The organism is Streptomyces sp. NPDC093546 (assembly GCF_044765045.1).
Classification (GTDB): domain Bacteria; phylum Actinomycetota; class Actinomycetes; order Streptomycetales; family Streptomycetaceae; genus Streptomyces.
On the sequence record NZ_JBIWJG010000006.1, the window covers coordinates 389,344 to 402,658 of the forward strand.

General features: G+C 72.9%; 11 protein-coding genes. 1 reads left to right on the forward strand and 10 read right to left on the reverse strand.

Annotated features, from left to right (window positions below; translation table 11 throughout):
* Positions 1 to 67 precede the first annotated feature (67 nt).
* The 7 genes from rhaI to ACIRNI_RS16765 all read right to left on the reverse strand — a co-directional run bounded on the left by rhaI (position 68) and on the right by ACIRNI_RS16765 (position 7,705).
* A complete protein-coding gene (rhaI, locus tag ACIRNI_RS16735; RefSeq protein ID WP_403552138.1) occupies positions 68 to 1,237 on the reverse strand; it encodes an L-rhamnose isomerase in 1,170 nt (389 codons plus the stop codon).
* 204 nt (positions 1,238 to 1,441) lie between these two features.
* A complete protein-coding gene (locus ACIRNI_RS16740; protein ID WP_403552139.1) occupies positions 1,442 to 2,413 on the reverse strand; it encodes a fumarylacetoacetate hydrolase family protein in 972 nt (323 codons plus the stop codon).
* Positions 2,414 to 2,592: 179 nt separating this feature from the next.
* On the reverse strand, positions 2,593 to 3,531 hold the full coding sequence (locus ACIRNI_RS16745) for a VOC family protein (RefSeq protein WP_403552140.1): 939 nt from the start codon (positions 3,529 to 3,531) through the stop codon (positions 2,593 to 2,595).
* A 16-nt stretch (positions 3,532 to 3,547) separates the two neighbouring features.
* Positions 3,548 to 4,588: an amidohydrolase family protein gene (locus ACIRNI_RS16750; RefSeq protein WP_403552141.1), complete on the reverse strand. Its 1,041-nt coding sequence runs from the start codon at positions 4,586 to 4,588 to the stop codon at positions 3,548 to 3,550.
* Positions 4,585 to 5,715 (reverse strand): FAD-dependent oxidoreductase, encoded by a 1,131-nt coding sequence (locus ACIRNI_RS16755; RefSeq protein WP_403552142.1) that lies wholly within the window; start codon positions 5,713 to 5,715, stop codon positions 4,585 to 4,587. The genes ACIRNI_RS16750 and ACIRNI_RS16755 overlap by 4 nt, the downstream gene beginning before the upstream one ends.
* Positions 5,716 to 5,753: 38 nt before the next feature.
* The gene (locus tag ACIRNI_RS16760; protein WP_403552143.1) at positions 5,754 to 6,710 is read right to left on the reverse strand and encodes a cyclase family protein; all 957 of its coding nucleotides are present in this window, start codon (positions 6,708 to 6,710) and stop codon (positions 5,754 to 5,756) included.
* Entirely contained in the window at positions 6,707 to 7,705 is a 999-nt protein-coding gene (locus ACIRNI_RS16765; protein WP_403552144.1) for a fumarylacetoacetate hydrolase family protein, read from the reverse strand. Before ACIRNI_RS16765 ends, ACIRNI_RS16760 begins: the two co-directional genes overlap by 4 nt.
* A gap of 137 nt (positions 7,706 to 7,842) precedes the next feature.
* Here ACIRNI_RS16765 and ACIRNI_RS16770 point away from each other — a divergent pair, with 137 nt between their 5' ends.
* Positions 7,843 to 8,757, forward strand: a complete 915-nt coding sequence (locus tag ACIRNI_RS16770) for a LysR family transcriptional regulator (RefSeq protein WP_403552145.1) — start codon at positions 7,843 to 7,845, stop codon at positions 8,755 to 8,757.
* A gap of 106 nt (positions 8,758 to 8,863) precedes the next feature.
* Here ACIRNI_RS16770 and ACIRNI_RS16775 read toward each other — a convergent pair whose 3' ends face one another.
* The 3 genes from ACIRNI_RS16775 to ACIRNI_RS16785 all read right to left on the reverse strand — a co-directional run bounded on the left by ACIRNI_RS16775 (position 8,864) and on the right by ACIRNI_RS16785 (position 13,232).
* On the reverse strand, positions 8,864 to 10,306 hold the full coding sequence (locus ACIRNI_RS16775) for a serine/threonine-protein kinase (protein WP_403552146.1): 1,443 nt from the start codon (positions 10,304 to 10,306) through the stop codon (positions 8,864 to 8,866).
* Positions 10,303 to 11,112 (reverse strand): serine/threonine protein kinase, encoded by an 810-nt coding sequence (locus tag ACIRNI_RS16780; RefSeq protein WP_403552147.1) that lies wholly within the window; start codon positions 11,110 to 11,112, stop codon positions 10,303 to 10,305. Before ACIRNI_RS16780 ends, ACIRNI_RS16775 begins: the two co-directional genes overlap by 4 nt.
* An 89-nt stretch (positions 11,113 to 11,201) precedes the next feature.
* Positions 11,202 to 13,232, reverse strand: a complete 2,031-nt coding sequence (locus tag ACIRNI_RS16785; RefSeq protein WP_403552148.1) for a family 43 glycosylhydrolase — start codon at positions 13,230 to 13,232, stop codon at positions 11,202 to 11,204.
* Positions 13,233 to 13,315: the final 83 nt, after the last annotated feature.

The following is a 13,315-nucleotide window of genomic DNA, read 5'->3' on the forward strand; positions in this document are numbered from 1 at the left end:
CTTCGAGGATCGCGAGAGGAGGAGGAAGGGGCGGTCGGCGGGCTGCCGGGCATGACGCACGACGAGGTCAGGCGCCCCAGCCGGCCTGTTCGCCGCCGACGCGCTCGGCAGCGGTCTTCTCGGCCCAGCCGGACGCGGCGTACGCGGCGACGGGGTCGGTGGCCAGCCCCATCTCCTCGCGGACCTCCCGCAGCAGGGGGCGCACGTCCGTGGCGTAGGCGTCCATCAGCACCGCGTTGGCCGCGAGTACGTCACCGGCGCGCTGCGCGGCGGCCAGCGCGTCGGTGTCGACGAGGAGGGCCTTGGCGGTGGCCTCCTGCACGTTCATCACCGAGCGGATGACCGCGGGGATCTTCGCCTCGATGTTGTGGCACTGGTCCAGCATGAAGGCCACGTTCGCGGCCGGGCCGAGGCCGCCGTTCTTGGCGACCTCGTGCATGATCCGGAAGAGCTGGAACGGGTCGGCGGAACCGACCATCAGGTCGTCGTCCGCGTAGAAGCGCGAGTTGAAGTCGAAACCGCCGAGCTTCCCCTCCCGCAGCAGCAGCGCCACGATGAACTCGATGTTGGTCCCCGGCGCGTGGTGGCCGGTGTCCACGACCACCTGCGCCCGCGGGCCGAGCTTCAGGCAGTGGGCGTACGAGGTGCCCCAGTCCGGCACGTCCGTCGTGTAGAAGGCGGGCTCGAAGAACTTGTACTCGAGCAGCAGGCGCTGGTCGTCGCCGAGGCGTTCGTACACCTCGGCCAGGGCGTCGGAGAGCCGGTCCTGGCGGGCGGCGACGTCGTCCTGCCCCGGGTAGTTGGTTCCGTCGGCGAACCACAGCTTCAGGTCCTTCGACCCCGTGGCGTCCATGATGTCGACACACCCCAGCAGGTGGTCGACGGCCTTGCGGCGCACCGCCGCGTCGGGGTGGCAGACGCTGCCGAGCCGGTAGTCGTCGTCCTGGAAGGTGTTCGAGTTGATCGCGCCGAGCTGGAGGCCACGCTCCTTGGCGTACGCGGCCAGGGCGGCGTAGTCGTCGACCTTGTCCCATGGGATGTGCAGGGACACCTTCGGGGCGACGCCGGTGAACTCGTGGACCTTCGCCGCGTCGTCGAGCTTCTCCCAGGGCGTCCTGGGCACGCCGGGCCGGGCGAACACCTTGAAACGGGTGCCGGAGTTCCCGTAGCCCCAGGAGGGCGTCTCGATGGTCTGGGACTTGAGCGCGGCCTTCACGGCGTCCCGTACGACAGTCATGGGCAACCTCGGAACCTGGGCCGCGCTAGCGTCGGCGGCGAGTGAATCGTTTCATTGACACGGAAGCACGCTTCCGTTGCGTGGTCAAGGCGCTGCGAGGTAAACGGAGTGAAAGGATTCACCCTCGGATGGCGAAGGTGCATACGAATCGCGTCGCTGGGTTACATCCGGAGCGAGTCGGCACGGCAGCTGCGCGCCCGCCGTTCACGGCCGCTCCCGGCTGCGGCGCCGCCCACGGGGCAGGGCGACCGGCGCCGAGCCGGGCACGACACGGGTGGTGAGGGACCCGATGCCCTCCACGGTCAGGGTGACGGTGTCGCCGGGCTTCAGCGGCGGGGGCACCTGTTCACCGCGCCGGCCCCACAGTTCGGCGAGACAGCCGCCGTTGCCGCAGGTGCCCGAGCCGAGCACGTCGCCGGCGACGATCCGGGTGCCGCGCGAGGCGTAGGCGGCCATCTCCTCGAAGGTCCAGCTCATGTTGGACAGCAGGTCCGAGCCGATCCGCTCGCCGTTGACCTCGGCGGTCAGTGCCAGGCGCAGGAAGCCGTCGGGATCGCGGTACGGCTCCAGCTCGTCCGCGGTCACCAGGCAGGGGCCGAGGGTGGTGGCGGTGTCCTTGCCCTTGCACGGGCCGAGACCGACCCGCATCTCGGCGGACTGCAGGTCCCGTGCGGACCAGTCGTTGAAGATCGTGTAGCCGACGATGTGGTCCCGCGCCCGCTCCGGGGTGAGGTCGCGGCCCTCCCGGCCGATGACGGCGGCCACTTCGAGTTCGAAGTCGAGCACGGACGAGCCCGGGGGCATGGGGACGTCGTCGTGCGGGCCGAAGACCGCGTGCGGGTTGGTGAAGTAGTAGGTGGGCGCCTCGTACCACTGAGCGGGTACGCCGGGCTCGCCGCTGACGGACCGGCGTACGCCTTCGACGTGTTCCTCGAACGTGACGAAGTCCCTGACGGAGGACGGCTGGAGCGGGGCGAGCAGTCGGACTTCGGAGGCGTGCGGACCAGGCGGCACGTCCAGCGCCGCGGCGCCGGCGGCGAGCAGTCCGGCGAGGCCGTCCGTCTCACGGATCAGATCGTTCAACGAGGTGACCCCAGGCAGGGGGAACAGCGTGCCGTCGTGCTCCACGACGGCGACACGCGGCCGGTGCCGGTACTCGAAAGCGGCGAAGCGCATGGTGCGGCTCCAAGGGGATGAGGAGAGAAGTCGGCCACGCGGCCGGGGACGCCCTGGACGGAGAGGCACAACCGGCTCAGGGCGGGCGCCCGGCCGCGAACCGTGGCCGAGGACGCGGCGGCGGGAGTCAGGGCGGGACACCGCCTGCCGCGTCCCCGGGGAGCGGGACGCGCCGGGCCCTACACCGGCGGGGCGACGAAGCAGCCGCGGTCGGGGTCGTTGAAGGACTCCTTGGCGACGAGTTCGTTCATCGGGTTGGCGGTGCCCCACTGGTCGGTGACCTCGGGTTGGGAGAAGTCGTAGACGTGGGGGTGCCAGGTGTCCTCGTCGAGCTCCTCCAGCTCGGTGGTGTACTCGACGGTGTTGCCGTGCGGGTCGAGGAAGTAGGTGAAGGTGTTGTCGCCGGCCATGTGCCGGCCCGGGCCCCAGACCTTCCTGAACCCGGCCCGCATCACCCGGCCCGAGCCGCGCATGTACTCGTCGAGGCCGCGCATCTCGAAGGAGACGTGGTGCAGGGAGGTGTGCGGGCCCTTGGCGAGGGCCATGGAGTGGTGCTGGGTGCTGATCCGCATGAAGTGCATGACCTCGCCCATGTGGGGCGAGCTGAGGGTGTCGGACAGCCGGAAGCCGAGGTGCCGCTCGTACCAGGCGCGGGTGCGGTCGAGGTCCGGGGAGTTGAGGACGACGTGGGAGAGCTTGACCGGGACGGCTTCCTTCTCCTCGATCTTGCGGTGCTTGCGGACCTGGACGTCGGCGGAGACCTCGATGGTGCGGCCGTCGACGTCGAAGAACCGGAAGCCGTAGCCGCCGCCGGGGGTGTCGACGGTGCCGGGCCGCGAGATCAGCCGCACGCCGCCGGCCAGGAGCCGCTCGGCGAGCGTGTCCACGTCGGCGGCGGAAGCCGCCCCGTACGAGACCAGGTCGAGGCGCTTCTCGTCGGCCTTGCGCAGCCGGACGACGTACTGCTCCGGGCTGCCCTCGGCGGCGAGGAAGGAGATGCCGGAGTCCTCGGCGACCTTGGTCAGGCCCCACACGCCGGCGTAGAAGTCGAGCTGCTTGTCGTAGTCGGGCACGGCGAGGTCGACGTGCCGCAGGTGGGTGAGCAGGCGGTTGTTCATCGCGGGGTGTGCCTCCTCAGGCGGGGGAGAGGTGGAGCAGGGCGGCGGCGTTGCCGCCGCGGACGGCGTGGAAGTCGGTCCCGGACAGGTCCGCTGCCCGCAGTGCGCCGACGGGGTCGTCGCAGCCCATGTCGAAGGGGAAGTCCGAGCCGAGCAGCACCCGGTCGGCGCCGGCTGCCTCGACCAGCGCCCGCAGGACGCGGGGGTCGTGCACGAGGGAGTCGAAGTACAGGCGTCGGAGGTAGCTGCTCGGCGGCTGCGCGCAGCCGGCCGACGCGTCGGCGCGGGCGCGCCAGGCGTGGTCGCCGCGTCCGATGTGGGTGGGCAGGTAGCCGCCGCCGTGGGCGGCGACGATCTTCAGCCCGGGGTGCCGGTCGAGGACGCCGGAGAAGATCAGGTGGGAGAGGGCGACGGCGTTCTCGGCCGGCTGGCCCACGGTGTTGGACAGATACCACTGGTCGAGGCGCTCGTCGAGCGTGCAACCGAACGGGTGGAGGAAGACGATCGCCCCCGCCGCCTCCGCACGCGTCCACAGGGGCTCGTACGCGGGGTCGGAAAGTTCCCGGCCAGGGGCGTGGCTGGAGATCTCCACCCCGGCCAGCCCCTGCTCCAGGGCGTGGTCGAGGGCGGCGACGCACTGTTCCGGGTGCTGGAGCGGGACCAGGCCCAGGCCGCGCAGGCGGTGCGGCGCCGCTGCACAGTGTGCGGCGGTCGCCTCGTTGGCCAGCCGGCAGACCTTCTCGGCCGGGTGCGCGTCGGCCCAGTAGTGGTAGTGCGACGGCGAGGGACTCACCAGCTGTACGTCGACGCCCTGTGCGTCCATCCGGGCGAGCCGGACGGCCGGGTCGGTCAGGGCGGGGATCCGGTCGCGGACCATGGCGCCGCTGACGGCGAGCGCGGCGGGGCCGTTGCGGCGGGCATCGAGTTCCCTGGCCTCGGCGTGCCCGGGAAGGCCCGCGACGAGGGCGTCGATCTGCGGCAGCAGGACGTGCGCGTGGACGTCCACGGTCGGTGCACCCGACGGAACCGGAACGGAGGCCGGGGTCGGCGCGCTCACGGCAGCTCCCGCAGCATGGTCATGGTGCGGGCCATCAGCCCCGGTACGTCGGCGTCGCGGACTCCGTCGAGCTGCCACTGGCCGATGCGGACGGACGCCTCCACGACCGGGCGGACCCGGGCGATCCGCCGCTCGTAGTAGGCCTGGAGCAGGTCCCCGTCCCACTCGTCGGCGGCGGTGAGCATCCCGGCGAGGACCCAGGCGTCCTCCAGGGACAGCGCCGCACCCTGCGCGAGGGTGGGCGGGCAGCAGTGGGCTGCGTCCCCGACCAGGACGACCCGGCCGCGGTGCCACGAGCCCTCGACCAGCAGCCGGTCGAACCACGTGTAGTTGACCTGCGCCGGGTCGGTGATCGCGGCGGTGATGGCGGGCCAGGCGCCTCCGTAGGCGGAGGCGATCCGGCGCATCTCCTCGGCGTACGACCCGGCGGGCAGGGAGGCGCGGTCGCGGTTCCTCTCGACGACGTACGCGTAGAGGGTGGTGTCGCTGGTGGGGCAGTAGCCGGCGATGAACGACGGTCCGCCGTAGGCGAGGTCGGTGCGCTCGACGCCCGCGGGCCGCGGGGCGGCGGCGCGCCAGATGGCCATGCCGGTCGGTTCGGGCCGGTCGGCGATCCCGATCCGCGCGCGGGTGGCCGAGCTCAGTCCGTCGGCGGCGATCACCAGGTCGTAGCGGTGTTCGGTGCCGTCGCTCAGCCGGACGGAGACGCCGGTCGCGTCCTGGTCCAGGACGGTGGCGGTGGTCCCCAGGCGGACGGTCGTGCCACCGGCGCGGACGGCGTCGATCAGGATCCGCTGCAACAGAGGACGCTGCATGCCGACCGTGGCCGGAAGATCGTCGCCGCCGGTGCGCAGGTCGCGCTGGACGTGCAGGACGGTACCGTCGGGCGCGGTGATCCCGACCGACCCGAAGGGGAAGCCGGACCTCTTCACCCGCTCCCAGACGCCGAGTTCGCGCAGGACGCGCAGGGCGTTGCCCTGGAGGGTGATGCCGGAGCCGGCGGTGGCGTTCCAGTCGTCCTTCGCCTCGACGAGGTCGACGCCGATCCCGGCGCGGCTCAGCAGGATCGCGGCGGCGTTGCCGGCCGCCCCGCCGCCGATGACCAGGACCTTGCGTGGTGTGCTCATGGGGAACTCCCTTGTTCCGCAGACCTGTCGGCCCGGGACTACTTGACGGCGACGGGGTTGACGGGGGACCCGACGGCACCGGTGATGGGCAGGGGCGCGGCGGTGAGCCAGAACGCGTACACGCCGTCGGCCGCGCAGTCCTCCGCCAGGGCCTCGAAGTCCCACATCTCACCGACGAGCAGCCCGATGTGCGGGATGACGACCTGGTGGAGCGGCTGGAAGGCGTGGTCGAACTCGTTGGGCCGCACCTCGAAGCCCCACGTGTCCGTGGCGATCGCGGCGATCTCGCTGCCGTGCAGCCAGGACGCCGTGCTGAACGACAGGCCCGGAGCGGCGCCGCCGGCGTAGTCGCCCCAGCCGTCCCGGCGGACCCGGGTCAGCTGGCCGGTGCGGACGAGCACGATGTCGCCGCGCCCGACGGTGACGCCGTGGGCCTCGGCGGCGGCCGTCAGGTGCTCCTCGGTGATCGCGAAACCGTCCGGCAGTTCACCGTCCTGACCGGCCGTCCGGCCGATGTCGAGGAGCACGGCGCGCCCGGCGATGTGCGGGGCCATGTGCTCGATGCCGGTGACTTGGTCGCCGTCGGAGGTGACGACCTGTTCGGCCGGGCGTCCGTTCCAGGCCTTGCCGTGGTCGAAGATGTGCCCCAGGCCGTCCCACTGGGTCGAGCACTGCAGCGGCATCGCGATCACGTCGTCGGCGCCGCCGATGCCGTGGGGGAGGCCTTGGTTGCCCAGGGCCGCGTCCGTACCCGTGTCGAGCATGGTGTGGACCGGGTTCGTCCGCCGCCGCCAGCCCTTCTGCGGGCCGTCGATGTCGAAGCGCTGGGAGAGGGAGAAGCTGACGCCGCGGCGGACGAGCGCCGCGCCTTCGCGGCGCTTGGCCTCGTCGAGGAAGTTCACGGTCCCCAGGCGGTCGTCCTCGCCCCAGCGGCCCCAGTTGGAGCACTTCTCGGCGGCCCGGGCGATCGCGGCCTCGGGGTCGGCGCGGTTCACGCCTCCTCCGCGACACATCGCGTGCGCTGCGCGCCGAGGCCGGTGATCGAGGCGTCCATGACGTCGCCGTCGCGCAGCAGCCGGCCCCAGTGCATGCCGTTGCCGGCGGGGGAGCCGGTGAGCACGAGGTCCCCGGGCAGCAGCCGGGCGGTCCGGGAGGCGTACGCCACCATGCGCGCCACCCCGAAGATCATGTCCTTGGTGGACTCGTCCTGCATGACCTCGCCGTTCAGCCTCAGCGTCAGGCGCAGGTCGCCCGTGTCGCCGACGGACTCGGCCGGCACGATCCACGGGCCCAGCGGGGTGAACCCGGGCGCGTTCTTGCTACGCAGCCAGTCCGTCCCGATCTGCGGCATGTCCCGGCGGAACACCGTCGCCCGGTCGGTCAGGTCGTTGGCGATCGTGTAACCCGCGACGTACTCCAACGCCTCCTCGGCAGACACCCGGTAGGCCGGCCGGCCGATCACCGCGGCCAGCTCCAGCTCCCAGTCCGGCTTCTCGGCCCAGGCCGGCAGCGTGACGTCGTCGTACGGTCCGGTCACCGCGCTCGGCAGGCCGATGAAGACGTACGGCAGGTCCTCGGCGGCCCGCCGGTCCATGATGTCGGCCGCCTCGGCCCGGCGTTCCTCCTCGGAGCGCTCGTCGCCCGGCGCCCGGTGGGCGACATGCAGGTCGATGACGTGCTGCCGGTAGTTGGCGCCCGACTGGAAGACCTGCCGCGGTTCGACCGGGGCGAGGATCTGGAAGTCCGACAGCGGGCGCCGGACGGCTCCCGCACCGGCCGCGAGCTCCCGCAGCCGGGGAAGGACCGCGGGCCACCGCTCCAGCAGGTCCCGCATCGTCAGCGCCGGGTCGGCCAGCGCCGTCCGCAGGTCCTGGACCTGCCCCTCGGAGTCGACGAGGGCGGGGAAGGCGGGGCCTTCGGCTGCCGAAAGGGTGCCGAGGGCGAAAGGCCCGGAGAAGAGCGCGGAAGCGGATTCAGGTTTCACCGACATGTCCTCCTGATTGCGTTGGGCCCAATCTGGACCCGCACCAAGCAATCAGGGAAATAGATTCTGTGGATCCCTATGATCGACGAAGCAAATAGTGCGTGCTTGCGTGCTCATATCGTCCCGAGAGGGGACTCCGCGTCGTGAACCTCGCCCGCCTCGACCTCAACCTCGTCGTCGCGCTCCGCGCCCTCCTCGAGGAGCGCAACGTCACCAAAGCCGGACAACGCGTCGGACTCAGCCAGCCCGCGATGAGCGCCGCCCTGGCCCGCCTGCGCCGCCACTTCGGCGACGAACTCCTCTCCCGGGAGGGAAGCCAGTACGAACTGACCGCCCTCGGGCAGGTGTTGCTGGACCGCACCGCCACCGCGTACGACGTGCTGGAACGCCTCTTCACCAGCCAGGCGTCCTTCGACCCGGCCACCGAGACCCGCGAGTTCCGCATCCTCGCCTCCGACTACGCCGTCGACGTCTTCGGTGTCGAACTGGCCCGCGTCCTCCACGAAGAGGCCCCGGGCATCCGACTGCGCTTCACCCGCACCCCCCTCACCGTCGTCGACGACACCGCGAGCCTCCTCAGCGCCACGGACGGCCTCCTGATGCCCCACGGCGTCATCAGCGACTTCCCCGCCACCGACCTCTACGACGACCGCTGGGTCTTCGTCGTCGCCGACGACCACCCCAGCGTCGAGGACCGCCTCACCCGCCAGGACCTCGCCCGCCTGCCCTGGGTCACCTACCAGCGCACCTATGACGCCCCCGCCGTGCGCCAGCTCGGCATGCTCGGCATCGAACCGCGTGTCGAGGTCTCCGTCGACAGCTTCCACGCCCTGCCCGCGCTCGTCGCAGGCACCCGCCGCATCGCCCTCGTCCAGGCCCGCCTCGCCCGCATGCTCGCCCCCCTCGCCGCCGTACGCGTCCTCGACCCGCCCTACGAAGCCGTCCCGCTGCGCGAAGCCCTGTGGTGGCACCCCGTCCATACCCACGACGCCGCCCACATCTGGCTCAGGGAGACGGCGGCCAGGGTCGGACGCCGCATCGCCGACACAGAGGCCTGAGGCCTCCCGCTGACCGGAGACCATCCATCCGGTGGGTCCGGACCATTTCATGGGAACGCCCACCCAGGAGTGAAACGGTGAACACATGAACGGGGGTCTTCCCGTGTCAGCGCACGGCCGCGGCGTGCGGGCACTCCGGCAGGGGCGGCCGGTCCCTGGTGCGTACGGCGGGCAGCCAGGCCGCGGGGGGTGTGGAGCCGGGCGGGAGGCGGACGCGGAACCAGTGGGTGGACCGCAGGTCCTCCTCGTCGATGATGGGCTGCCCGTCGCGCACTTCGCAGTCCGCCGTGAGGACGTCGCCGTGCCACACCCTCGTCGGGACGACGTTGCCCGCGGTGTAGGGCCGCACGGGATCGATCGCCAGGCCCAGACTGCACTGCGGGTCCCGGTCGACCCGGTCCTGGCAGCCCCGCTCCGCGTTGAACACCCGGACCGTGCCGACCGTCGCGCCCGCACGGCCGGGCGGTGTGGACGAGCCCGCCCGAACCGCGTCCGAGCACAGGGTCGCGCCGGCGATCCCGCACAGCGCGGTGGCGAGGACGGCGGCGCGGGCCCGGTCCCGCCGCCGCCCCGCCCCCGCCTCGGGCCCCTCCTCCTGCCGGGCGGTGATGCGCGCGAGCAGGCTCTCGGCGGTGTGGGGGGCGCGCGCCGCGTGGGTCGGAGCGAGGCAGTCGGCGATCAGCGCCCGCCAGAACGGCGGCACGGCGTGGTCCATGCGCAGCGGGGCGCGCCCCTCGCCGTACTCCTGGACGGCGGCGCCCCGCGCCATGGGCGTGGCCCCGGGGAACGGTGATTCCCCCGACGCGAACACCTCGTGGACGACGATGCCCAGGGCCCAGATGTCGGCCGTCGGCCGGACCTGCACACCGAGTTCGCCGAGGGGCGCCCTCCAGCGCTCGGGCGGCAGGTAGTCCAGGGTGCCCATCGGCGGCGCGTAGCCGTGCGTGCCCGTCAGCTCGGTGGCGAGGCCGAAGTCCGACAGCTTCACGGAACCGTTCTCGCCCAGCAGGACGTTCTCCGGCTTGAGATCCGCGTGGACCCAGCCCGACCGGTGGAGATGGGCGAGCCCCTCGCAGATTCCCGCGACGAGCCGGGCGCGATCGGCCTCGGGCACCCCCGCGTCGACGAGTTCCCGCAGACTGCCGACGGCCCGTTCCATGACCAGCACCAACGCGCCCTCCAGGGAAGGGCGGTCGGGTGCGGCGAGGACGAACGACTCCAACAGGCCGATCAGCCGGGGATGCCCGGCCCTGCGCCCGAGCTCCACCTCGCGGCGGGCGGACTCCACGATCCTGCGCGCCTGCCGCGGCGCCAGCCCGGCGGTCGGCATGATCTTGAGCGCGACGTCGGTGGGGACCGGGGCCCCGCCCGCGGGGAGCCCGCCGGTGCCGCCCGGATGCTCGTCGGCCGGCCTCGCCGCGTAGACGGTGGACCAGCCTCCGGACCCGATCAGCCGGGTGACCACCCAGTTGCCCACCCGGTACCCGGGCGGGAGCAGCTCGCTCCGGTCGTACTCCGCGGTGTCTCCCACTCTGTGCGGCGCTGTCATCGTGCGGCCGGCCGCTCCCGCCCGCCGGCCCCCGTCAGGGGCGGCAGCAGCGCGAGGTGCTCTTCCCGTACGAGCCCGAACCGGAGCGCGAGCCCGACGATCTCCTCCCGTTTGCCGTTGCGGCGATCACCCTTGCCGGGTTCGTGGGTCTCCGGGGCACCCATGCGCAGCTTCTCCTCGGCGAGGTAGTCGATGTGCGAGCTGACCGCCCGTGCGGTCAGCGCGCCGCAGGTGACGTGCCCCCGGAGCCGCTCGACGATCTGGGGGGTCGTGGGGACCGCCACGCGGGACTGGTCACGCAGGCGCGGTTCGCACAGCGCGACGAGCACGAGGAAGTACGTGGCCGTCTCGTCCAGGGAGTACGCGGTCACCGTGCTGGTTCCCCACGGAACGCCCATGGCGTCCGGGTCCAGATAGAGGTGGTCGGGGGCGAACACCTGGAAGGAGATGGTGACGTCACCGCGGGTGGGCAGCACCACGCGGGAGAACTCGAACGGGATGGGCGCCCCGACCCGGCGCGGCGCGACCCTCAGGTATTCCCCCGCTCCCTCCGGATTCTCCACGAGGTAGCTGTGGGTGGTGCTGTGGTTCGTCAGCTGCCAGTGGTCGTCCGTCACGCGGATCTCCCCGGCGAGCCGGGAGATCGCCGGATCCGCGAGGCGCAGCTCGACGGGAACCGCTGTGGAACCCCGTCCGAAGCGGGCGACCTGGCCGGGACCGAGCCGTAACGTCACCGCCTCACCGCGCGGTTCGCCGCCGTCGGCGCCACCGTTCCCCTGCGGCAGATGGACGACTACCCCGCTCACCGCTGCCCCCGTTCCCCTCGTCAGACTTTCCGGACGAGGCGAACGATACTCATCGATCAGGGGTTCACCGGCGTACTTCGGCCACTCGCTCAGCCGGCGGGAGCGCCCGACACGAGAGGCGCGACCGCGCGCTCGCCGAAGGCCGCCCAGGGGCGCCATCCGCCGCTCGGCCGGTCCTGGACGCGGGTCCGTATCCTGCCCGCGACGGTGACGGCGAAGACGTGCAGCCGCCCGGAGGAGTCGAGCGCGGCCGTGGGCGTGGCGGCGAGCCTCATGCCGGGCTCGCCGAACTCGCCGCCCGGATGCCAGTCCCCACCGGGAGCCACCTGCCAGCGGTGGCTCAGTCGGGCGCCGCCCGGCGACAGGGAGAACGCCTCCAGCCGGCCGTCGGCGTTGGTGGCGAGAGCCGGGGCGGCCGCGCTCCAGCCGAACAGCGGCAGCCACTCGCCCCAGCCGCCGCTCGGCACCACCTGCCGCCGGACGAAAGTCCCCACGCCCGACGGTCCGATCGCGGCGACGGTGAGCCTGCCGCTGCCGTCCCTGGCCACCCGCGGCGCGGCGCCGGCCGCGGTGCCGAACCGGTGCCACGCCGCCGTCCAGGGGCCACCGGGAGCCTCCTGCCAACGGTGGTGGATCCCGGCGCCGCCGGGCGACAGGGTGAACACCTCCAGCCGGCCGTCCGCGTTCGCCGCGACCGCCGGTGGCGCGCCCGCCGTCCCACTGAAGCCGGGCTCCCACGGGCCCCAGGCGAGGGACCCGGGTGCCCCCTGCCGTCGCCGCGCGACGGACGCGCCGCCCGGGCCGAGCGCGAAGACCTCCAGCCAGCCGTCGGCGTCACGGGCCACGGCAGGGGCGGCGCCGGCCGGGCCGCCGAACTCCTCCCAGGCGTGCCAGCCGCCGTCCGGCCGCTGCACCCGGTGGTGCAGGTTGACGCCGCCCGGGGCGAGCGAGAACACCTCGAGCCTGCCGTCGGCGTTGCGGCCGAGTGCGGGAACCGCGCCGGCCGGTCCGCCGAAGGGCTCCCACTCCGACCAGGCATCCGCGTACGGGTCGGTCTGGACGCGCCGCAGCATCGAGCGGTCGGTGGCGTCGAGCGCGAACACCGTGAGACGGCCGTCCACATCGCGGGCGGCCGCGGGATTGTCGGGGCTCTGCCACGGCGGTGGCGTGTCCCGCCAGTGCAGGGGCGCCACGTACAGCCCGTTCCGGAACCAGCCCGCGGCGGTGGCGTACCACGCCTCCCCGTCGCCGACCACCTCGACGGCGTGCCCGGGCACGTGCCCCGCGTACCCGGCGAGCTCGAAGCGGAACGGGTCCCGCGACGCTAGGACGTCGGTGCCCTCGTAGCCGTTGCGCGGGCCGATGAACAGGTAGTACCAGCCGTCCCGTTCGACGACGCACGGCGACTCGGTGACCGAGACGGTCGCGTCCGTGCTCGCGTCGGTGAACGCGACGCCCGGCTCGCTCCAGTGCAACAGGTCGGCGGACCGCCGGCAGGCCACGACATGGTGGCCGCCCGCGGCCGAGAGCTCCGTGTAGTACATGACCCACTCGCCGCCGACCCGCAGCACCATGGGGTCACGCGCCGCGAGCCCCCGGAACAGCGGGCCGGACGGTTCGCGGGTCCAGGTGAACAGGTCGGTCGACGTGGCGAGGTTGATCGCGGCACCACGCTCTCCGCCCGCGGCGTAGAACATCCAGAACCTGCCGCCGGCCTCGACGACGTGCGGCGCCCACAGGTGTTCCTCGCCGAAGTAGGACGGGTCGACGGTGAGCGCGTCGGCGTGGGTGGTCCACGGCCCGTACGGGCTCGACGCGGAGGCGTGGGCGAAGGCGATCTCCGCCGCACTGTCCGGGGCCTCGCCGCGCGGCGCGCTGTCCCCGACGATGCCGAACACGTGCCAGCGGCCCTGAGCCTTGATCAGCGTGTGGTCGTTGAGGTAGCGCGGGCCGGCGGGGCCGGACGGATCGTAGACGTACGCGAAGGGGCCCGCGCCGACCCAGTACGGTGGCGTGATGGCGCCCGGGGCCGTGGCGACGGCCGGGCCGGCGCCCAGGAACGGGAGCGCGCCCGCCCCGGCGGCACCGCGCAGCAGGCTCCGTCGGCTGATCGGAAGCACGAGTCCCTCCAGAGGGGCCGCGTGGCCGGCCGTGCCGTACGGGCGCGGCCGGCCAGGGGCCGTGTGTGTGGGGCGTTCGGAGA

What these genes read in the sequence shown, in the direction of transcription:
- ACIRNI_RS16745 (WP_403552140.1), bottom strand. Translation starts at nt 3,531, where the DNA reads ATGAACAACCGCCTGCTCACCCACCTGCGGCACGTCGACCTCGCCGTG.
- ACIRNI_RS16765 (WP_403552144.1), bottom strand. Translation starts at nt 7,705, where the DNA reads ATGTCGGTGAAACCTGAATCCGCTTCCGCGCTCTTCTCCGGGCCTTTC.
- ACIRNI_RS16775 (WP_403552146.1), bottom strand. Translation starts at nt 10,306, where the DNA reads ATGACAGCGCCGCACAGAGTGGGAGACACCGCGGAGTACGACCGGAGC.
- ACIRNI_RS16755 (WP_403552142.1), bottom strand. Translation starts at nt 5,715, where the DNA reads ATGAGCACACCACGCAAGGTCCTGGTCATCGGCGGCGGGGCGGCCGGC.
- rhaI (WP_403552138.1), bottom strand. Translation starts at nt 1,237, where the DNA reads ATGACTGTCGTACGGGACGCCGTGAAGGCCGCGCTCAAGTCCCAGACC.
- ACIRNI_RS16740 (WP_403552139.1), bottom strand. Translation starts at nt 2,413, where the DNA reads ATGCGCTTCGCCGCTTTCGAGTACCGGCACCGGCCGCGTGTCGCCGTC.